The organism is Serinicoccus chungangensis (assembly GCF_001483745.1).
GTDB classification, from domain to species: domain Bacteria; phylum Actinomycetota; class Actinomycetes; order Actinomycetales; family Dermatophilaceae; genus Ornithinicoccus; species Ornithinicoccus chungangensis_A.
Map to the genome: position 1 here is coordinate 69,601 of NZ_LQBL01000005.1, position 20,615 is coordinate 90,215.

Annotated in this window: 18 protein-coding genes; 11 read left to right on the forward strand and 7 right to left on the reverse strand. The window is 73.9% G+C overall.

All coding sequences use genetic code 11. The features are described 5' to 3' along the window. Positions 1-16: 16 nt before the first annotated feature. From AVL62_RS03330 to AVL62_RS03340, 3 genes are read right to left on the reverse strand one after another with little or no spacing between them, the layout of a single operon-like run. A complete protein-coding gene (locus tag AVL62_RS03330; protein ID WP_058890260.1) occupies positions 17-1,591 on the reverse strand; it encodes a DUF4157 domain-containing protein in 1,575 nt (524 codons plus the stop codon). Next, positions 1,588-3,495: an ATP-binding protein gene (locus AVL62_RS03335; protein WP_058890261.1), complete on the reverse strand. Its 1,908-nt coding sequence runs from the start codon at positions 3,493-3,495 to the stop codon at positions 1,588-1,590. The genes AVL62_RS03330 and AVL62_RS03335 overlap by 4 nt, the downstream gene beginning before the upstream one ends. After that, a complete protein-coding gene (locus tag AVL62_RS03340) occupies positions 3,492-4,745 on the reverse strand; it encodes a DUF4255 domain-containing protein (protein ID WP_058890262.1) in 1,254 nt (417 codons plus the stop codon). Before AVL62_RS03340 ends, AVL62_RS03335 begins: the two co-directional genes overlap by 4 nt. A 38-nt stretch (positions 4,746-4,783) precedes the next feature. On the opposite strand from AVL62_RS03340, the gene AVL62_RS03345 reads away from it, so the two are divergent. Then, positions 4,784-5,131, forward strand: coding sequence for a hypothetical protein (locus AVL62_RS03345; protein ID WP_153011633.1), 348 nt, complete (start codon positions 4,784-4,786; stop codon positions 5,129-5,131). Between the two features lie 602 nt (positions 5,132-5,733). Here the strand turns inward: AVL62_RS03345 and AVL62_RS03350 are convergent. Genes AVL62_RS03350 through AVL62_RS03360 form a run of 3 tightly spaced genes read right to left on the reverse strand, consistent with a single transcriptional unit; the run spans position 5,734 to position 8,479 of the window. After that, positions 5,734-6,420 (reverse strand): hypothetical protein, encoded by a 687-nt coding sequence (locus tag AVL62_RS03350; RefSeq protein ID WP_058890264.1) that lies wholly within the window; start codon positions 6,418-6,420, stop codon positions 5,734-5,736. Beyond that, positions 6,417-6,938, reverse strand: a complete 522-nt coding sequence (locus AVL62_RS03355) for a phage tail protein (protein ID WP_058890265.1) — start codon at positions 6,936-6,938, stop codon at positions 6,417-6,419. The genes AVL62_RS03350 and AVL62_RS03355 overlap by 4 nt, the downstream gene beginning before the upstream one ends. An 8-nt stretch (positions 6,939-6,946) precedes the next feature. Continuing rightward, complete coding sequence (locus AVL62_RS03360) at positions 6,947-8,479, reverse strand: phage tail sheath family protein (RefSeq protein ID WP_058890266.1); 1,533 nt, start codon at positions 8,477-8,479, stop codon at positions 6,947-6,949. 257 nt (positions 8,480-8,736) lie between these two features. On the opposite strand from AVL62_RS03360, the gene AVL62_RS03365 reads away from it, so the two are divergent. Then, positions 8,737-9,084 (forward strand): hypothetical protein, encoded by a 348-nt coding sequence (locus tag AVL62_RS03365; RefSeq protein WP_058890267.1) that lies wholly within the window; start codon positions 8,737-8,739, stop codon positions 9,082-9,084. A gap of 49 nt (positions 9,085-9,133) precedes the next feature. On the opposite strand, the gene AVL62_RS03370 is transcribed toward AVL62_RS03365, so the two are convergent. Further along, entirely contained in the window at positions 9,134-9,865 is a 732-nt protein-coding gene (locus AVL62_RS03370; protein WP_058890268.1) for an AfsR/SARP family transcriptional regulator, read from the reverse strand. A 280-nt stretch (positions 9,866-10,145) separates the two neighbouring features. Here AVL62_RS03370 and AVL62_RS03375 point away from each other — a divergent pair, with 280 nt between their 5' ends. From AVL62_RS03375 to AVL62_RS03415, 9 genes are read left to right on the forward strand one after another with little or no spacing between them, the layout of a single operon-like run. Further along, positions 10,146-10,799: a hypothetical protein gene (locus AVL62_RS03375; RefSeq protein ID WP_058890269.1), complete on the forward strand. Its 654-nt coding sequence runs from the start codon at positions 10,146-10,148 to the stop codon at positions 10,797-10,799. A gap of 1 nt (position 10,800) precedes the next feature. Beyond that, positions 10,801-11,106: a hypothetical protein gene (locus tag AVL62_RS03380; RefSeq protein ID WP_058890270.1), complete on the forward strand. Its 306-nt coding sequence runs from the start codon at positions 10,801-10,803 to the stop codon at positions 11,104-11,106. After that, positions 11,103-12,248: a hypothetical protein gene (locus AVL62_RS03385; protein WP_058890271.1), complete on the forward strand. Its 1,146-nt coding sequence runs from the start codon at positions 11,103-11,105 to the stop codon at positions 12,246-12,248. Before AVL62_RS03380 ends, AVL62_RS03385 begins: the two co-directional genes overlap by 4 nt. Then, a complete protein-coding gene (locus AVL62_RS03390) occupies positions 12,245-12,736 on the forward strand; it encodes a phage baseplate assembly protein V (protein WP_058890272.1) in 492 nt (163 codons plus the stop codon). Before AVL62_RS03385 ends, AVL62_RS03390 begins: the two co-directional genes overlap by 4 nt. Next, positions 12,736-13,053: a hypothetical protein gene (locus AVL62_RS03395; protein ID WP_058890273.1), complete on the forward strand. Its 318-nt coding sequence runs from the start codon at positions 12,736-12,738 to the stop codon at positions 13,051-13,053. Before AVL62_RS03390 ends, AVL62_RS03395 begins: the two co-directional genes overlap by 1 nt. Continuing rightward, positions 13,050-13,451, forward strand: a complete 402-nt coding sequence (locus AVL62_RS03400; protein ID WP_058890274.1) for a GPW/gp25 family protein — start codon at positions 13,050-13,052, stop codon at positions 13,449-13,451. The genes AVL62_RS03395 and AVL62_RS03400 overlap by 4 nt, the downstream gene beginning before the upstream one ends. After that, entirely contained in the window at positions 13,448-15,964 is a 2,517-nt protein-coding gene (locus AVL62_RS03405) for a putative baseplate assembly protein (RefSeq protein WP_058890275.1), read from the forward strand. Before AVL62_RS03400 ends, AVL62_RS03405 begins: the two co-directional genes overlap by 4 nt. After that, positions 15,961-18,456: a hypothetical protein gene (locus AVL62_RS03410; RefSeq protein WP_058890276.1), complete on the forward strand. Its 2,496-nt coding sequence runs from the start codon at positions 15,961-15,963 to the stop codon at positions 18,454-18,456. The genes AVL62_RS03405 and AVL62_RS03410 overlap by 4 nt, the downstream gene beginning before the upstream one ends. Then, positions 18,453-20,615, forward strand: coding sequence for a phage tail protein (locus AVL62_RS03415; protein WP_058890277.1), 2,163 nt, complete (start codon positions 18,453-18,455; stop codon positions 20,613-20,615). Before AVL62_RS03410 ends, AVL62_RS03415 begins: the two co-directional genes overlap by 4 nt.

The following is a 20,615-nucleotide window of genomic DNA, read 5'->3' on the forward strand; positions in this document are numbered from 1 at the left end:
CCATCCTCTCAGCGGATCACGGCACGGGCACGAGGTTGCGGGGCGGGAAGACGAACCGGGACCCCTCGGAGATGATGATGTAGGTCACGAGGGCCGCGCCCGTCAGCCCGGTGATCGCCTCCATCTCCTCCATGAAGGATCGGGACACGACCGGCGAGGTCCTCGGCGAGGGCACCGGCACCCGGATGCGTCGCCGCCGCGGCTGCCGGTAGCGGTAGGTGATGACGCCGGCCTGCGGGGCGGAGAACTCGAACCAGCCACCAGGAGCTGCCACGGTGCCCGCCGTCCCGGGCTCGCTCGTCGACCCCAGGCCGATCGTGAGGCCGGCGCGGGCCAAGGCGGCGACGTAGACCGCGGCCTCCGTGGCACCGAGGGCTTGTGCCGCGAGCGGCTTGATCTCGTAGAGGTGGGCCTTGGTGAGGTTCGCGATGTCGGGCTTGAGGGCCAGGTCGGTGGTCGACGCGCTGGCGGTGCCGAGGGTGAAGCCGGCCCTGGTCGCCGCGGCGACGATGGAGGAGATCGGGATGTAGTTGTAGAAGGCCAGGTCCGTGGCGTGCGACGCGGCGTAGAACGCCGTGATCGCGGTGTGCGCACTGGTGCCGATGTAGAACGGGATCGGTTGCCCACCGGGCGGAGCCCACGGCCCCGGACTGATCCCTGCGACGGTCTGGTCCGGGGTCCCCGGGGAGACGACGTCCTCGCCCTCGCTGGCGCGGAAGGACTCCGAGTCCTGGAGCGCCGTCATCCCCTCGAGGAGGTCCGGGACCTCGTCCCCACGGCCCATCGCGGTGAGGACCTTGGTGAGCAGCGAGGTGCGCGTCGTGGCCGACAAGGAGGCGACCGCGCGCGCCGCGGCGATGCCCCAGGCCGGCGAAGGCCGGCCACGGGTGCTGAGGTGGATCGTGGTGAGCAGGACGCCCGCGACGTCTCCGGTGGCCCCGACGGTGAGGTGGCCGGCGACCGCCTCCAGGCCTCCCCGGCTGTCGAGGACCACTGCGGTGTCAACGAGGTCGTCCAAGGTCAACGTGCCGAGGTAGTCCAGCGCGTCCTGGCCGGGGGTGGACGAGTTCGGCGTCCCGGCGAGGAGCCGCTCGACCTGGTCGGCGTCCCGCTGCGCCGAGAGCATGTCGCGACCGACCACGTCACCCGTGGGTCCCCCGACCTCGCCGACGGCGAGGGCTGCGCCCGGCCCGGGAGTGGCCTCGTGCGCACGCCGCTCGGCCGCCCGCTCCTCCGCAGCGGAGGCCAGCGCCGGGACCCGGTGACCGGGGCCGCTGCCCCGCGGGCGCAGGCTGGCGTGGCCCAGCTCGTGACGCAGCAGGTGCTGCCCGGCCAGGCTGCTCGCGCTCGGCGCTCCCTGGCCCAGGTAGATGTGGCGGCCCACGGTGAAGGCCCGCGCGCGCAGCCGGCCCGCCATGGACCGACCCCCCGCGGTGTCGTGCAGCGTCACGTCGGCGATGTCGTGGCGGCTCCGAGCCGCCGGCACGACATCGGCGATCGCCCGCCCACCGCTGCGGGGCAGGGCCGACCAGGCCTGGGCGCTGGTGCGCTCGTCGGCCACCTGGCTGCGGGGGACGGCCACGCTGCTCATCGTCGCTCCCGGGGTGCGGTGCGGCCACTCTTGCCGAGCTCCACGCGGGCCGCGTCGCGCAGGTGCTCGGTCGTCACCGGCACGCCCGCGTCGGCGGCACGGTATGCCGCGCGCAAGGCTGCGGCGGCGATGTCACCGCCGGTGAGGTCGAGGGCGGCCAGCCGGTCCAGGTCGATCTCGCCGCGCGGCATCCCGTCGGGCAGGCTGACCTGCCACAGCCGTCGCCGGGCGGCCGTCTCGGGGTAGGGGAAGGTGATGATGGTCGACAGCCGCCGGGTGAAGGCGCGGTCCAGGTGGCTGCGGGCGTTCGTCGTGAGGATCGCCAGGCCGGTGAAGGCCTCCAGCCGCTGGAGCAGGTAGCCCACCTCGAGGTTGGCATACCGGTCGTGGCTGTCCTTGACCTCCGACCGCTTGCCGAAGAGCGCATCGGCCTCGTCGAAGAGCAGCACCATCCCACCGTCCTCGGCCGCGTCGAAGAGGGACCCGAGGTGCTTCTCGGTCTCGCCGATGTATTTGTTGACGACCTGGCTGAGGTCGACCTGCACCAGGTCCAGGCCCACCTCGTGGGCGATGACCTCCGCGGCGAGGGTCTTGCCGGTGCCGCTGGGGCCGGCGAACAGCGCCGTGGTGCCCAGGCCTCGTCCGCGCCGGCCGAAGCCCCACTCCTCCAGCACCGTCCCCCGGTGCCGCAACGACGCCACGAGGTCACCGATCTGGTCGCGGATCGGGTCCGGGAGGACGAGGTCGGCCCACTCCTGCTGGGGCGTCCGGACCGTCGCGAGCGTGCCCACCTCGTGCCGGTGCCGGCGGCGGCAGGCGGTGCGCAACGGCATACCGAGCGCCACGTCGTGGGCCGCGTCCACGACGTGGTCGACGGACAGGTCGTGGGACCCGGCGACCGCGTCGATCTCGGCCTGGTCGACCTCGACACCGACGGCCTGCAATGCCGCCTGCCAGAGCCAGCCGCGTTCGGTCGGACCGAGGCGGGGGACCGTCAGGGAGGGCACCTGCGCCAGCGTGCGGCCAGGGCCGAGGACGACGACCGTCGGAGCGTCCGACGCCGCGAGGGCGCGCCCGAGCGTCGCCAGGTGCTCCAGGTCGGCGTCGGTCGCGTCGATGACCCAGGCCCACTGGCTGAGGACGGTCTGGCGGGTCATGAGGCAACGTACCTCGGCGAAGCCGGGTCCGTCCGCCGGCAGGTCGGCCGCCGCGACCCGGCGCGGGGCGAGGCCGGCCATCCGGGCCGCCGCCGTCCCGACAAGGTGGGCGTTGGTGCTCTGCGCACCGGTGACGGCGACGGCGCGACCGGCGTCCCACGACTCGATCACCGCGTAGGCCACCTCACGCAACGACGGGGGGACGGTGAAGACCGGCTCGACCGGCATGCTGAGGGTCGTGAGGTCAGCGTCCGGGGCGTCCACCCCGACGAGGTAGTGCAGCACGCACTCGGCCAACCGGACGGGGCTGTCCAGCGGCGCCGCGGCGTCGACGCCCTCGAGCAGCCGCCAGTGGCGCAGCGGGGACTGCGGCAGCACGGCGTCCCAGTGCGGGTCCGGCAGCACCGCGAGCGCGGTGGACAGCGTCGGCCGCCGACCACCGAGCACCCGGGAGAGATCGCTGCCGAAGGAGCCCACGAGGTCCGGCGCTGCGGCGAACACCACCGCGGCCCGCTCGAAGCGGGACAACCCGAAGCCGGCCTCGACGTCGTCCAGCGGCGGCTGTCCGGGGTAGGCCTCACGCAGCTCGGCCAGCGCCCGCTCGGCCTCGTCGGTGTCCTGCTTCAGCAGGCGTTGCCGCAGCACCTCGATCTCGGCCCGGATGAGCTGGCTGGCGGTGACACCCGCCGGCGGGGCGGACGGGGCGGCGGTCGCCCCCGCAGTGGTCGTGGTGTCGGCGAGGCTCATGGCACCGTCACCGCCGGGCCGTCGTAGGTGTCACCGCTCATCGTGGGGATCGAGATCACGCCGTCGACCTCCACCCGCACCAGCCAGGTGCCGGACCCCAGGTCGGCGGTCGGGACGGTCAGCTCCGAGACGGGGGCGGCACCCTCGGCCACCGGTGGGAAGGTGATGGCCAGGTGGGCCGGGTCGCCAGGGGCTCCGCCGCTCAGTCGACCCACCGTCAGGGTGGCCCGCTGACCCTCGCGCACCGCCGGGCTGACCGGGACGGTGACGTCGGTGGCCGTGACGGTGGGGGTGCCCACCGTCGGGATCACCGGCCAGGCCAGGGCGTTGGAGCGCTGCTCGACGCGCTCGGGCTCCCCGGTCATGGCGTCGGCGGGCCGGACCGCGATCAACCGCAGCGCATGGATGCCGCTGCGCACGGTGTCCGGCAGCGTCGCCACCAGCTCCGTGGTGGTGGACTCGGTGGCGTCCGGGAAGACGCGGTCCTCCCCCAGGGTGATCACCGTGCCTGGCCCGAGCAGTCCGGCGCCGCGCATCCGGAGCCGGGCACCGACGACGCTGCGCCCACCGTCCTCGATCTCGGCGTCGACCAGCTCCATCCGCCGCATCGGGGCCACGCCGAGCGCGCGGCTCAGCACCGGCGCCGAGACCCGTGGCGCGACGGACGCCTCCATGAGCACCACCGTGGCGGCATACCCGAGGGAGAGCAGGTAGGGCGTGCCGAACGTGCCCCACAGCTTCGACACCTCCTCGAGGTTGAGCGGCGCCGGGGAGATCTTGACGAGCTCACGCTGGTCGCCCAGGTCGGCACCGGTGAGGAAGGCGGTGTCGTCGATGCCGTACTTCACCATCGCCGCCTCGATCACCTCTCGGGTGAAGACGGGGGTCGCGGCCAGCGCCAGGCTGGCCCGGGCCAGCAGCCGCTGCGGCTCGAGCACGGCGTCGTCGCCGTAGGCGGTGACAAGGTAGTGCAGGTCGAGGGCGGCGATCGGACGTTGGGCGAGGCTGCCGTCACCACGCCGGGTCGGCAGGTCGTGCAGGTTCCACGCGTGGTTCGGAGTGACCTGGTAGAGGTAGACGTTGAGGCCGCTGGCCCCGTCGCCGATGGTGTCGGAGTCGCTCAGCTGGGCGGGCCGGTAAGTCGTGACGTCGGCCGCGCCGACCGGTCCCGGCTCCGGGCCGCTCAGGCTCTCGTGCAGGACGTGCCGCACCGTCGTGGTGACGGCCGCGATGGCCAGGCTGTTGCTCATCGCCGCCACCGGTCGCGCTGTCGAGCCAGGAATGCCGCGTGCGTCGCCGCGCCGGTCGCCGGACCGGCGGTGGGTGCGGCTGCGAGTACGTCTGCGGGGGTGGCGTCGCGTGCTCCGGCCCCGCTCCGCTCGGGGTGGATCACCTGGATCCGGTCGACGTGGAGATGGACCTCTCCCTGAGCCGGCACGACCAGGTCTTCGGCGGTGACGGCCACGCGTCCGTCGCGGCGCGGCGCCGGGGGTCGGCCGGCACCCCCTGGCACCGCGACCACCCGCTGAGCCTGCCGGTCGTCGAGCACGCCCCGCTCCCGCAGCAGCGGGACGACGTGCTCCATCACCAGCGTCTGAGCCGCCAGCTGACGGGTCCGCGGCGCGGCGGCCGGTGAGGGCACCGCAGCGGGCGCCGGGTCGATCGAGGTCGGCCGGTCGGCGGCCGACGCGCCCCGCAGCTGCTCGTCAGGCGCGGGCGGTTGCTCCGGGGTCGGGAGTCGCGCTGCCACCTCCCGGTCCGCCTGGACCGGTGGCGCCGCGGCGTCCGGTCGTGCGCCGGCCGGCGGAGGGGGGTCTGCCGGCGTGACCGAGGCCGCCACCGGCCGGTGCCCGGCCGGGTCAGGCGCTCCCGGAGTGGCCGACTCCTGCGGGCGCGCGACCGTCGGCACCGGCGGGCTCGGCCTCGAGGGCGAGGCGGGTGCGGCTGACTCGGGGGCGGTTGCCCGGCCCTCGGCCGCCGCGACCTGGCCGCGGCGCTGGGCGTCCGATGGCGGGGTCGGCCCTGCCTGGGGCGGGTCGGGGGCAGCGTCGCCAGGGCGGGGCGGGGCCGTGGCCTGTGGTGGTGGTGACCGCGGGGGCTCTGGTGCGACGATCTCCTCGACGCCCTCCCACGGCACCGGAGCGGGCGCCGCAGCCTCGAAGGGACTCGCTCGGCGCAGCGCGAGCCGCGGCCCGGGAGCGGTGGCCCGCACCGTCAGGCGGCTGAAGACGTCGCCCATCACCGGCGCCCTCGGGCGAGCGAGAGGTATGCCGCTCGCCGGGCGGGCGAGAGGTCCAGGATCTCGGCCTCCCGCCAGCCGTAGGCAGCGGCCAGCTCCGCGACGTCCTGCAGCACGGCGGCCGACTCCGTCGCGAGCTGGTCGGTCAGCAGCGCGACGGGGTCGACGTCGACCCTCGGGGTGTGGCCACATTCGGGGCAGGTGACCCGGACCGACAGGTCGGCAGCGCCGCAGAGGTCCTCGGCCGCGGTGAGCACCGCCTGCCGCTCCTGCTCGGTCGCCGCGTCGTCGAGCGCCGCGCAGGACGCGCGCAGCGTGGAGGCAGGGTCATCGGTGGTCAGGGCCGCGGCCAGGTCGCGCGTGGTCGGCGAGCGGACGGTGCGCGTGCCGACGGTGCGGGTCGCGGGCCACGCGCGGGTGTGCTCGTCCAGGTCCCGCAGCGGCAGGGCGACCTCCAGGCGAGCGCTGCACGACGGGCAGGCGGCGACCGTGTCGAGGTGGTCTCCGCAGCGCTGGCGGAGCTGGCCGACGGCGGCTGCCGCCGCGGCGGCCAGCGGCAGGTCGCAGGCCGCCGCGAGGCTGGGGGCGTCGCCGCGGGCGTGCAGCAGGGCGGCCCCGGCCAGCACCGGGGACGCGCCGGCCAGGGCCTCCCAGAGTGCGAGCGTGGTGGCCGTCGACGTGGTCACGGCTCGGTGAAGGTCGGCTCGGTCGGCTCCGTGACGGCGTAGTCGCGCTCCCAGCCCTCGTTCTCGAGCTTGATTGAGGAGATCGCCACCCCGTTGCCGTTGGCGTCCAGCTCGGGCAGCGGCTGGTACTCTGAGACCCAGCAGCGGAAGACCTTGTAGGAGATGACGACCTGGCCGGCCTCGTTGTAGACCTCGATGATGAGGTCCTTGCGGAAGTCGGCCAAGGAGATCTCCGTGCCCAGGCCCGAGCCGAAGTTCCACACCTTGTTGGCCCACTGCTCGAAGTCCTGGTCGTGGGTCACGCCCCGCTCCAGGGTGATCGCCTCGTACTCGCTGCGGCCGGGCGACTTGCGGCTGCTCGACGGGTCACCCCCTTCGCGATGCTTGACCACCTCGGTGGTGCGCTTCAGCGCACCCACCTTGCTGACCCCGGCGACGTACCGGCCGTCCCACTTCACCCGGAACTTGAAGTTCTTGTAGGGGTCGAATCGGGTCGCGTTGACCGAGAACTCAGCCATGGTTCCTCCTAGGACGCCGCGCTGGCGGTCTGTTGCTGGATCGAGATGATGACGAACTCGGCCGGCTTCAGCGGCGCGAAGCCCACCTCGATGTTCACGATGCCGCGGTCGATGTCGTACTGCGTGGTGGTCTGGGAGTCGCAGCGCACGCTGTAGGCCTCCCGGGGGCTGCTGCCCTGGAAGGCCCCCTGCCGGAAGAGATCCTGCATGAAGGCACCCAGCGACAGCCGGATCTGCGCCCACAGCGGCTCGTCGTTGGGCTCGAAGACGACCCACTGGGTGCCGCGGAAGAGACTCTCCTCGAGAAAGAGCGCGAGCCGCCTGACCGGGACGTACTTGTACTCGTCGGAGAGCACGTCGGCACCGCGCAAGGTGCGGGCTCCCCAGGCGACCGGACCCGCCCCGCGGAAGCTACGCAGCGCGTTGACGCCGGACTGGTTGAGCGGGCCGTTCTCGTGGTCGGTGAGGTTGGTGGCCAGGTCGACGACTCCCGTCAGGCCGGCCTCCAACCCGGCCGGAGCCTTCCAGACGCCCCGGCTGGCGTCGGTGCGTGCCATCAACCCTGCCACGCCACCGCTGGGGGCGAAGGTGTCGATGCTGCCGCCGCGCAACGGGTCCGGGCGCCGCACCCGCGGGAAGTAGATGGCCGCGTTGCGGGCGGCGAGACCGCTCAGCCCCACGCTGCTCGCCCAGGCCGGGGCTGCGCTCGGGGTGAGGGTGCCCGGCGGATCCACCACGAGGAAGGCGCGCCGCTGGACGGCATACGCCATCGCCTGGGGCCACACGGTGGCGGGCAGGTCACCGGTGGGGGTCGGCGGTGGGATGACGATGAGGTTGACGAGGTCCGCGTGGTCGAGCGCGAAGAGGCCGCGCTTGGCGGCGGCGAATCCGGCCCCGACGTAGTCGTCGGCGTCGAGCGCGCCTCCGTCGGAGCCCTCGTCGGCGACGGCCACCGTGGTCGTGCCGGTCCCGGGGCGAGCGGCGGGCAGTACCCCGTCGACCGCGACGAGCAGCGAGGACTCCAGCACCCGGTCCAGACGCCGCGGACCGTCCACGACCGTCACGTTGCGATAGGTCTCGGTGGCGACCCCGTCGGTCACGGACAGGGTGAAGATGTCGCCGCCGCTCACCCCGCCGCCCTGGCCGGAGGCGATGTCATCGGCGTCGGCGGCGCTCGGGTGCTCGATCGTCACCGCGAGGTCGTTGCCCCAGGCGCCCGGGCCGGTGGCCTCCAGCGTGATACCACCGACCGACAGGCGCGCGGTGTCGGCGTCGAGATGCGCGACCCGGACCACCACCGCCTGACCGCCGCCGCCGAGGAAGAAGTCACGCACGGCATACCCCAGGCCACTCTCCCGCCAGAGCCCCCCGAAGTGGCGCTCGAAGTCCCCGACGCTGCCGATCGCGAGCGGGGTGTCGACGGGACCACGGGCGGCCGAGCCGACGAACGCGGTGATCGAGGTCGCGACGCCGGTGACGGTGCGGCTCCCGCTCGGCACCTCACTGATGTAGACACCTGGATAGGTCGGGGTGATGGTCATGGCAGGACTCCTTCGCCGGGCGCAGTCCTCTCGGACGATGGACCGGGCCCGTCACCGGGGCGTCACTGCCGTGTCACCGTCGGCGACGTGCGGACGTGCGACCGCCAGCGCTGCGGCGTGACGCGCCGGTGATGGACCGGTGACGCGCGGCTCGGATCGTCGAGGTCACGAGAGCCCGGACCCACCGGGCCCGCGCGAAGGAGACGGCGATGGTGACTTTGTCCTTGTCAGCGACGGTGAGTGTGGCCGATGGCCCGATGCTCCCGCTCGGGACCGACCTGGAGGCCGACTCCTACGTCGTGGCCGACCTGACCCTCGGTGCGGCCGGCTCCGGGTCGGAGTCGCAGGAGGCGGCGTTGCTGCCCGCCGGGGGGACGATGACGCTGCTGGCCATCCGGGCCACGACGCAGGCCGGGCTCGCGACCGTCACCGTCACCCCCAGCAACGGAGGCACCGACGGCGACGACCTCACCGTCGACGGCGTCCTGGTCGTGGCCAACGGTGGGGTCCTCGAGGCGCTGGTGGCCGGCGGGCCCCGGACCGTGACGATCGAGAACACCGAGGCCACCGAGGCCACGGTGAGCGTGCTCGCCACGCTGGACTGAGCTCGCTGACGCGTGCCGGGCGCCTGGGCGGTGCGACCGGCGCGGTGCGTCACCCGATGCCGGCCAGCTCCCGGTCGGCGAGCGCGCGCTGCGGCGTCGGCACGGCCTGCTCCACGAGGGTCAGCAGGTCCTGCGAGGGGGTGATGCCGAGCTCGCTCTCCAGCAGCTCACGGCACGCCTCGAAGGCGCGCCTCGCCTCGGAGACGTTGCCCTCGGCCAGGTGGATCTCGACGACCATCCGGTGCGCGGACTCGCGCAGTTCGTCGGCCTGCAGAGCGGTGAGGGCGAGATCGAGGGCTAGCCCGTATCGGCCGAGCCGTGCCAGCCGACGCGCCTCGGCATCCATGACGTGCAGGCGCAGCTGGCGCAGCCGCTCCCGCTCCGGCTCCAACCACTCGTCGTCCCAGTCCTCGAGCAGCTCGGCGGACAGGGTGCCCTGCTCCCACCCGTCGTCGTCCGGCGGGTCCTGACCGTCCAGCACCAGCCGTGACCGCTCGACGAGGCACTCCAGGTCGACCTGGGGCTCGAGGCCGAGGCGCACCGTCCCGTGGTCGCTCAGCACGAGGCCGCCCGCCGCCTGGTTGGTCCGCCAGATCCCGGTCCGCAGGCTCGCGAGCGCACGGTGCTCGGTCGCCTCGGGCCACAGCATGCCTGCCAGCCGCGACCGCCCGATCCGGCCGCGCACGGCGAGCATCGCGACCAGCCGCTGGGCACCCGCCGGGAGGGACACGTCCTGGCCCTGCACCCGCAGCGAGAAGGATCCGAGCACGCCGATGCTCACCGTGATGTCATCGGTAGTCGATCGCCACGTCGGGGGGGTCCGTGTCGTCACCGAGGGTCCTTCCGTATGGCCCTGAGCCATGCTTGTGAGCGACTACCGTGCCACAGGTGCGTCGTCGTGAACAGGGCGAAGTGGGTTCACCCTTCCGGGTGGTGTCCGCTCAGAGCACTCGCCCGGCCGGGAGATACCTCGGGTCCACCCGTGCCGTGCCACGCTCCCCGGCACGGCCCGTGACGCCTCCGTGACACGGCAGTGACGCCGCCGGCCCAGGGTGGGCCGCATGAGCACCTTCCCCGGCTCGGCACGCACCGTGCCGGGCGCGATCATCGGCGTCGAACCGACGAACCCGCTCGCCCGGATCGTGCTCTTCCAGTACAACCCCGACGAGGTCACCCGTACCGTCATCCCGCGTGCCGCGCCCAGCGGCGGGTCGGGGGCCTCCAACGCACAACGGCTGTGGGGCAGCCCTTCCGAGACGATCTCGATGACCCTCGACCTGGACGCGACCGACGGTCTCGAGGTGGGCGACCCGATTGCCGCCACGACGGGCGTCGCCGGACGCCTGGCCAGCCTGGAGATGCTGCTGCACCCGCCGACCGCCACCACCATCGCCAACACGGCCTTGCTGGCCGCGGGGACCATCGAGATCCTGCCGCCCGACGGCCCGCTCACCGTGCTCGTCCTGGGCCCCACCAAGATCGTGCCCGTCACGGTCACCAGCCTCACCATCCGGGAGCAGGCATACTCCCCGGCCCTGTCCCCGCTGCGGGCCAGCGTCGATGTCGACCTCTCCGTGCTCACCGCGAGCGACCTGTCACCCACGGATGCGGGCTTCGCGCTGTCGATCGCCCACCAGGTGGTCAAGGAGAGCCTCGCCTCGGTCAACGCCGTCGCCTCCGCCGGCGCCGCTGCCTCCGTCTCGATCGGCGGCTGAGATGGGGCGCTACGACCACGTCCCCCAGGCCGAGCTGGAGGTCACCCAGGCCGACGGCACCCGCCGGCGGGTGCGGTACTACCGCCGCCGTCAGCTGCCCGACCCGCGCGACCTGACCACCCTGGCCACCCACACCGTCGCTCCCCGGGACCGGCTCGACCTGGTCAGCCACGCCTACACCGCAGATGCGCTCGGCGGCTGGCGGCTGGCCGACGCCAACGCCGCACTCGACCCCGACGACCTCGTGGGCGACGAGGCCGTCGGCACAGACCTGCGGATCCCCACGCCGGGGGTGGGTGGCGTATGAGCGCTCTCGGCACCCGCCTCACCATCCTCGCCGGTCCCAGCATCCCGATGCCGCTGACCCCTGACCTGACCGCCCGGGTGCGGGATGTGACGGTCACCGAGTCCGACGAAGGACGCTCCGCCTTCACCATCACCCTCGACGCCGGACGCAGCGGGCCACTGGCGGCGCTGGACACGCCGGTGCTGGGACGCACGCCCTTGCGGGCCAACAACCGGGTCGTGCTCATGGTGACTCTGGGCGTGGTCCCGCACGTGCTCATGGACGGGATCGTCACCGAGACGGAGTACGTCCCCGGGAGTGCGCAGACGCAGGCCAGCGTGCGCATCACCGGGCAGGACCTGTCGCTGCTGCTCGACCGGCACGAGGTGTCTGCCGAGCACGTCGGGCTCACCGACCACCTCCAGGTGCTGGCCATCGCTGCCCGGTATGCCGCGGAGGGACTCATCCCCTCCGTGATCCCGCCCCCGGTGAGCGAACCGCCACTGCCGATCGAGCGCACACCCACCCAGCAGGGCACCGACTGGGCGCACCTCCACCAGCTCGCCGCGGCGAACGGCTTCGTCTGCTACGTCGATCCCGGCCCGGTGCCGGGTGTCAGCACGCTCTACTGGGGCCCACCGGTCCGCGCCGGCGCACCGCAGAAGGCGCTGTCGGTCGACCTCGGGCCGGACACCACGGTCATCGGTTCACCGACGTTCCGGGAGGACGTGCTCGGCCCGGAGGTGGTCGACGGCGAGGTGCAGGACCCGCGCACCGGTGCGGTCATCCCGGTGCGGACCTTCGCGGTCACGCGCCCTCCGCTGGCCGCGATGCCGGTCTGGGCCGTGCACGCCCCGTCGGTCCGCACCCGCGCCTACCGAGACACCGGCATCAGCGCCGTGACCGCCCTCGCGAACGCCCAGGCCCGCACGGACGCGGCGATGAACTGCGTGACCGGCACCGGTCGACTGGACGGTGCCGTCTATGGCGCGGTGCTCCGTCCGCGCGGGCTCGTCGGGATGCGCGGTGCGGGCTGGTCGCACGACGGCCTGTGGTATGTCCAGCAGGTCGTGCACCAGCTGAGCCCGGGCAGATACACCGCCGACTTCACGCTGGGCCGCGAGGGCTACGGCTCGACCGTCCCGGTGGTGAAGGTCTCATGAGCGGGTCAGGGTTCTACGGGAAGTACCGCGGCACCGTCGAGAGCTCCCTCGATCCGCTCGGCCAGGGCCGGGTGCAGGTGAAGTGCCCGGCCGTGCTGGGCGACGGGACGATGAGCTGGGCCATGCCCTGCGTGCCCTACGCCGGTGACGGGGTGGGCCTGTTCATGGTGCCTCCCAACGGCACCAACGTGTGGGTCGAGTTCGAGGGCGGCGACCCCGACAAACCGATCCTGGGCGGGTGCTTCTGGGGTGTCGCGCAGGCACCTGCGGTGCCCCCGGTCGAGCGGATGAAGGTGCTGAAGACCGACACCGCCACCATCGAGATCAACGACCTCGTGGGGATGCTGACCATCACGGCGAGCACCCCGCTCGGCGACGCCACCATCGAGGCCGGCCCGGCTGGCCTGACGATCAGCCTGGGCACCCAGCAGATCGCTCTCGGACCACTGTCGGTATCGGTCAACAACGGCGCCCTGGAGGTGATGTGATGCCAGGCTTCCTGCTCACGCAGACCGCCAGCGTCGCCTGCGCGCACCAGGGCCGGGGGACCCCGACCACCGTGAACCCGCGGGTGAAGCTCGGCGGCACGGCCAGCATCCAGCAGGTGACGCCGTACGCCGTCGCCGGATGCCCCTACCTGCCGGCGAGCGGAGGCCCGTGCGTCACCGGGCTGTGGACCACCGGCACCACCCGCGTCACCAGCATGGGGATGCCCCTGGCAATCATGGCCGCCCCCGGCACCTGCGCGCCGACCGGCGTGCCGCTGCTCGCCACGGCGACCCAGACCCGGGTGCGGGCGACATGACCACCTCACCACAGCGGGCCTACGCCCCACGGCACCTGGCCTTCCCGCTCCGACTGGACGGGCGGGGCCGCACCGCCCGGGCCGACGACGAGCAGTACCTGCGCGGGCTGGTCGAGCAGGTCCTCTTCACCCAGCCCGGCGAGCGCATCAACCGCCCCACCTTCGGCAGCGGGGTGGCCGGTCTGGTCTTCGCTCCCTCCGGGGACTCCCTCGCGGACTCGACGCAGGCCCTGGTGCAGGGGGCCCTGCAGCAGTGGCTGGGAGACCTCATCGCGGTCGAGCGCGTGAGCGTCACGGCCGACGAGGGCCGGCTGGACGTCACCGTGGTCTACCGGCCGTTGCACCGCATGGCCGATCAACCACGCTCGATGCAGGTCAGCGGAGGTGTCGGCGGATGACCACTGAACTGCCGCTGCTCGCCGAGGTGGGCCTGGAGGCCCGTCGCTCGCTGATCCGCGGGCGCACCGACATCGACGGCATCGACCGGGTGGAGGTGCTGTCCAACCACGTCGGACAACCCGGACACGTCGCGGGGGCGCCTCCGCAGCGGACCCTGGTGGTCCATCTGGTGAACGGCCCGGTGCCGACCGGCTGGGGCACGAGCGAGGTCCGGGTGCTCGGCGGCGTCCGCGAGGACCCGTCGCTCAACCCGGTCGAGGTGCTCTGGGCGCACGACGCCGTGCGGATCGCTGGGGCCTCGGGCCAGCCGCCGGTGGCCCTGCCCGAGGTCACCGCCGCCGACCGCGACCTGGTCGCCGCGACCGTCCCCGAGGACCGGCGTGAGGGCGCCTTCGTGCTGCGCACCTCCTCCAGCGGTGACTTCTCCACCTACCGCGTGCGGCTCGTGGGCCCCGGCGGCGAGGGCGCCCCCCTCGGCATCGACCTGCCGCTGTCGGTCTCCCCGGTGCGCTTCACCGTGGACTGCCCGGCCGACGACGACTGCGCCCTGCCCAGCACGCCGGTCCCGGTCGTCGAGGACCTGCTGCCCGGTGACTACCTCGCTCGCGACTACGAGGCGCTGCGGGTGCGGCTCCTGGACCGCTTGTCCACGGTGCTCCCGGTGTGGACCGACCGCTCCCCCGCCGACCCCGGGGTCATGATGGTCGAGCTCTTCGCCGCCGTGGGAGACCGGTTGGCCGGCTGGCAGGATGCCGTCGCCGCCGAGGCATACCTCCCGACGGCGCGCCGGCGCACCTCCGTGCGCCGCCACGCACGACTGCTCGCCTACCCGATGCACGAGGGCTGCTCGGCGCGGACCTTGCTGTCCTTCGACGTGCCGAGCGCGCTCACCGTCCCCGCCGGGGTCGCGGTGACCGACCTGCCAGCGGCGGCCGACGTCGTCACCGCCGCCGATGCCGCGGACGTCGGGGGCACCGTCTTCGAGACCGCCGTGGGAGCGACGCTGCACCCCGCCCGCAACGCCATACCCCTGCACGCCTGGGGCGACTCGGACCATCGGCTGGAGCCCGGGGCGACCGCCGGGTACGTCGTGACCGCCGTCGGCGTGGACCCCGAGCTGGCCTCGGGTGACCTGCTGGTGCTCGCCGAGCGCCCGGTCGGCGGTGACGTCTCCCAGGGCGACCCGAACCGGCGCTACCCCGTGCGCCTCACAAGCGACCCGCTGCGCCACGACGACGTGCTCGAGCCGGGGCTGTGGGTGTGGGAGCTGCGCTGGTCCGTGGCCGACGCGCTCACCGGCCCGCTGCAGGTCACCCTGCCCGGCGCCGCGCAGCCGGTGGCCGTGGCACTGGGCAACGTCGTGCCCGCCGACGACGGCGCCAGCGTCGCGCGCCAGCCGCTGGTCCCGCCGACGGTGGGCATGAGCGCCTACTGGCCCCGGGTCAGTCATCCCACCGTCGCCACCGTCGACCGGGCCTACCCCACCGACGCCCCGGCCGCCGAGCTCCTCCACCCCGACCCGCGTGCCGCGCTGCCCTGGCTGGAGCTGGACGACGGGCAGCACACCTGGACCCCGAGGCCCGACCTGCTGGCCAGCGGCCGCCTGGACACCCACCTCGTGGTCGAGCCGGAGCCGGGCGGCGTCGCCAGACTGCGTTTCGGCGACGGCGTGACCGGGCGGCGGCCGGCGGTCGGGACGACCTTCGCGGCGTCCTACCGGCGCGGCGGCGGGCGGCGTGGCAACCTCGCTGCCGACCGGCTGGTCCGACGCCTCGCGGCCCCGGACGGCACGGATCCCTTCGGGGGTCTGTCGGTGCAGGTGTGGAACCCGGTCCCCGCGACGGGGGGCACCGACCCCGAACCGATGGAGGACGTGGTGCAGCTCGCACCGGCAGCTTTCCGCACGCAGTTGCGGGCGGTGACCTCGCCGGACTACGCGACCGTCGCCGAGCAGCACCCTGGCGTCCAGCGCGCCGTGGCGCGGCGGCGTTGGAGCGGTTCCTGGTTCACCCAGGCCGTCACCCTGGACCCGGTCGCCGCGTATGCCGACGACCCGACCGTGGCGCAGGACGTCGCTGCCGCGTTGGAGGTGCGGCGGATGGCGGGGATCGACGTGACGCTGGAGCGACCGCTCATGGTGGCCCTGAGCATCGCGCTCACCGCCTGCCTGCACCGGGATGCCCCCCACGCCCCGACCGAGGCCGCGCTGCGTCGCGCCTTCACCAGCGGCCTGCGCGAGGACGGCAGCCCCGGCTTCTTCCACGTGGACCGGTTCACCTTCGGACAGCAGGTCAGGCTGTCCGACGTCGTGGCGACGGCCATGGGGGTGCAGGGGGTCGCCTGGGTCGAGGTGAGCGCGTTCTCGCGGGCCACCGCCACTCCCTCGGCGGCTGCGGACACCCTCGCCGCGGGAGTCATCGAGGCCGGCCCACGCGAGGTGCTGCGCTGCGACAGCGATCCCAGCAACCCCGAGCACGGGCGGCTCGAGCTGACGGTGCGAGGTGGCACATGAGCGTGGACGAGGCGACGACGCCGGACGGCGGCCCACCCGCCGTCACCAACCCCGCAGGGCAGCGCTCGCTGCGGTGGCGGGCCGCTCCCCACGGGCAGGCCCTGGCGCGAATGCGGGCATACCTCGCAGATCCCGCGCAACCGCTGCCCATCCGGTCGATCGCGCACGACGCGACCACCGACCCGGCCATCGCGCTGCTGGACTCCTGGGGCGTCGTCACCGACATCGTGTCGTTCTACACCGAGCGGATCGCCCAGGAGGGCTTCCTGCGGACCGCGACCGAGCGGGACTCGGTGCGCCAGCTGGCCCGCACCCTGGGTTACGAGCTGCGGCCCGGCGTCAGCGCCGAGGTCGAGCTGGTCGTGGAGGTCGAGACGGCTGCCGGGGCGCCCGAGGCGGTCCAGGTGCCCGAGGGCACCCCGGTGCAGACGATCCCTGCCCCCGGTGAGCTGCCGCAGATCTTCGAGACCTCCGAGCCGCTGGAGGCCCGAGGCGCCTGGAACGCCCTGTCCGGGGCGGTCTCGGTGCCGCAGGAGATCCCCTACGGCACCGACACGCTGTGGCTGGCGGGCACGACCACCGGCGTGCGGGTGGACGACCACATCCTGGTGGTGGGCTCCGAACGGCGCGGTGTGACCTCCACCGAGGAGCACTCCGCGGACCACGAGAAGTGGGACGTCCGCCGGGTGGTCGAGGTGACCACGGACCCGGAGTATGCCGTCGGCTGGACCCGGCTGCAGCTCGACCGCGGCGTGGGGTTTACCAGCGCGCGACCGCTCGTCGCCGAGGACGAGCTCGTCGTCCACCACCTGACCCGGCGGTTGAACCTCTTCGGCTGGACCTCCCCGGCCCCCGAGCTGCTGGACGACGACCATGCCGGCCAGTGGGACGACTGGGACATCGACGCGGCGGAGCGGGTGCTGGAGATCGACGGCGACGTGCCGGAGCTGGCCGTCGGCGGGTGGCTGGTGCTGGACCAGCCGGGGCGCACCGAGTCCTACCAGATCACCTCGGTGACCCCGTCCGGTGCCGCGAAGTTCGGCATCGCCGGCAAGGTGACCCGCGTCGGCGTCGACGTCACCCACCACCTGGACGACTTCGACCGGCACGAGGCGATCGTGCTGGGCGTGAGCCGCCTGTTGCCCGCGCTCCGACGGCCCGACCTGGAGCTGGTCGGAGCGGCGCACGACGGCACGCCGGGGACGACGCTGGCCGTGACCTCGACGGAGCCCGCCTTCGAGGCCGACCGATGGGTGCTGGTCGAGGGCATCACCGAGGACGGCACGCGGCAGGTGGAGGCCACCACGGTGACCGCCGTCAGCACGGCGGCTGCGGGCCCGGCCCACGCGCCGGGCGTCCTGGAGCTCACCGTGGACCCACCGCTGCGCCACCGCTACCACCCGGGGTCGGTGACGGTCCGCGGCAACGTGGTGCTCGCGACCCACGGCGAGACCGTCGCACAGGCCCTCGGCAGCGGGGACGGCCGTGTCGAGTTCCCCACGGTGACGCTGCGTCGCGCACCGCTGACCCACGTCCGCAGCACGACCGACCCGACCGGAGCCACTCCGGAGCTGACCGTACGGGTCGAGGGTGTCGCCTGGTCGCCGGTGGAGTCGCTGCTGGAGGCCGGGCGCTCGGACCAGGCCTACACGAGCCGACAGGCCGAGGACGGCTCGACCTCGGTGACCTTCGGCAACGGCACGCACGGTGCTCGGCTACCCACCGGGGTCGAGAACGTCACCGCGACCTACCGCGTGGGCATCGGCGAGGACGGCGCCGCGGACGCCGGGCAGGTGAGTCTTCCGATGCGCAAGCCGCGGGGGATCAAGGCGATCAGCAACCTGCTGCCCACCCGCGACTGGGCACCGCCCGAGGGCCTGGACGAGGCCCGCACCAACGCCCCCCAACGCATCCGCACCCTGGACCGGGTCGTCAGCGTCGAGGACTACGCCGACTTCGCCCGCGGCTACTCCGGGGTGGGCCGTGCGCGCGCCGACCTGGTCTGGACCGGCCAGGTCGAGGCCGTGGTCCTGACCGTGCTGGACGCCACACTCGCCCCCGCCTCCACGTCACTCGTGGCCGACCTGCGGGACACCATCGACGCGGCACGGGAGGAGAGGGCGGTCCGGGTGGTGCTGCCCGGCGACGTCATCGACATCGGCGCGACGCTGAGCATCGAGGTGGACCCGCGGCACGAGGAGGAGACCGTGCTGGCGGACGTGCGGGCCGCCCTGCTGGCGGCCCACGGCGGTCTAGATCTGGCGCAACCCCTGGCAGCCTCGGCGCTGCTCGTGGTGGCCGCCGAGACCGCGGGCGTGACGACGGTGACCATGCCGACCCTGACCATGCCGAGCCAGCCCGGGGCCGACCCGGACCTGCTCGTCGCCGCGCCTGCGCGCTGGGCCGGCGTAGGGCCGGGCGCCGGTGGCCTCGTCGCGGCGCAGGCCCTGGCCCTGCGCGACCACCTGCTGGCCGTGGCGGTGGACCGATGACCGCCTTCGCCGAGCGCCGCGCCGACCGGGCGGACTACCTGGCCGCACGCCTGCCGGCCCACGTGCTGGCCCGCGACGAGGAGTCCGGCGGCCTGCTGCGGGCGTTGCTGGAGGCCGTCGCCGGTGAGCTCGGCGTCGTGGAACGCGACCTGGAGATGCTGTACGACTCCTGGTTCGTGGAGACCTGCCCGGACTGGGCCGTCCCCTACCTGGCCGATCTCGTCGGCCTGGTCGGCCTCCCCGACGACCTCGGGGCCGCGAGCGGAGCCGGGGTCAGCCGTCGCACCATCGTCGCCAACACGGTAGCCTACCGGCAGCGCAAGGGCACCGTCGCCGTGCTGGAGCAGGTCGTCCGGGACGTCACCGGGTGGCCGGCGCGGGCGGTGGAGTTCTACCGGCTGCTCGGCACCACGACGCACGTGCGCTACCCCCGACCGGACCGGCCGACCTGGGCGTCGGTGCGGCGCGCGGCCGACGCCGAGACGGAGTCGTCGCCGCTGACCGGGGGCTGGCTGAGCCAGCACGCGCACACCGCCGAGGTGAGGGCCGTCGAACCCGGGCCCTGGGGCGGTCACGGTCGCTACGGCATACCCCACATCGGGGTAGTGGTCACCCCGCTGCGGGTCTGGGAAGGTGTGCGACTGCCCGCCCGCGCGGTCGGCGACGAGTGGTTCGCGCACCCGCTCGGATGGGAGGGTCCGCTCTTCGCCCGACCGGCCGTCGAGGAGGGGATCGAGCACTTGGCCGGTGAGGCCGACCTCGCGGTGCCGGTCCGGCCGCGACGCCTGCTGGCCGCGCTGCAGGCGGCCCGGTCGCTGGCGCCGGGCGAGCCGCTGCCGCTGGCGGTGCAGGTCGACGGCGTGGAGCTCGATGCCGACCGGATCCGGGTCTGCGGGCTGGAGGACCTGGCCGACGACGGCGCCGGGGGCCCGCTCCCGGGGTGGCAGGTGACGGTGGACGCGGTGCGCGGAGTGCTGCACACCGTGCAGGACGGCGTGGCCGGCACCCCCACCGACGTGGTGGTGGACTGGGGCAGTGGCAGCGTCGCCGATGTCGGCGCCGGCCCCTACGACCGGACCCTGGAGCACGACGCGGCGCTGGCGGCCGACCCCTTCGTCGGCGACACCGATACCGGCGGCGACACCGTCACCGGACAGCAGCCGGTGCTGGCCGGGTCGGCCGTCGTCGGCACCAGCCCGACCCTGGCTCACGCGGTGGGCCAGGTGGGCGCCGCCTGGGCGGACCCGGCCGAGCGCGGCGGCACCCACGTCGTCTCCGTGGGCGACAGCGCCCGCTACGTCGAGTCGGTCGGCCTGACAATCCCCGCCGAGTCGCGCGCCGTGCTGGTGGCCGCGCACTGGGCCGGTCGACAGACCATCCTCGGTGACATCCTGCCCCCGGTGCCTGGGGTCTACGCCGCGCAGGGGCTGCGCCCGACGATCTCCGGGGACCTGACCGTGAGCGGCGCGGCAGGGTCGAGCCTGCTGCTCGACGGGCTGATCATCGACGGAGACGTGATCGTGCAGCCCGGCGACCTGGGCTCGCTGACCATCAGCCAGTGCACGGTCGCCGGGCAGATCCGGGTCGACGGCAGCCCTGCAGACCCCAACCGCTCGTGCGTCGTCACGCTCCGCCGCAGCGTCGTCGGTGCGGTGCTCCTGGCCGCCACCGTGCCAGAGCTGCGCCTCGGCGAGAGCGTCGTCCACCCCTCCATCAGCGGTGGCGGGGCCGCGATCGACGCCCCGGTCGCCCACCTCGACATCGCCGGATCGACCATCCTCGGCGACGTGGGTGCCCGGACGCTGGCCGTGACCTCCAGCCTGTGCGACGGCGTGGTCGACATCGTCGACCGGCAGGTCGGCTGCGCCCGCTACAGCTATCTCGCACCGGGCAGCCGGACCCCGCGGCGCTACCGCTGCGTGCCACCGCAGGACGCCGTCGTGGCGCCCACGCCCAGCTACGTCTCGCTCGACCCCGGCTCGCCCTGGTTCGCCAGCCTCGCCCCCGGCGCAGCCGAGGTGCTGCGTCGGGGAGGCGAGCTCGGGGCGGAGATGGGCGTCCACCACCACCTCCGGCGTCCGGTGCGCCTCGACGCGGCCCGCCGCCTCGTCGAGCCGTACCTGCCCGCCGGGATGCAGATCGGATTGTTTGGGAGCTGA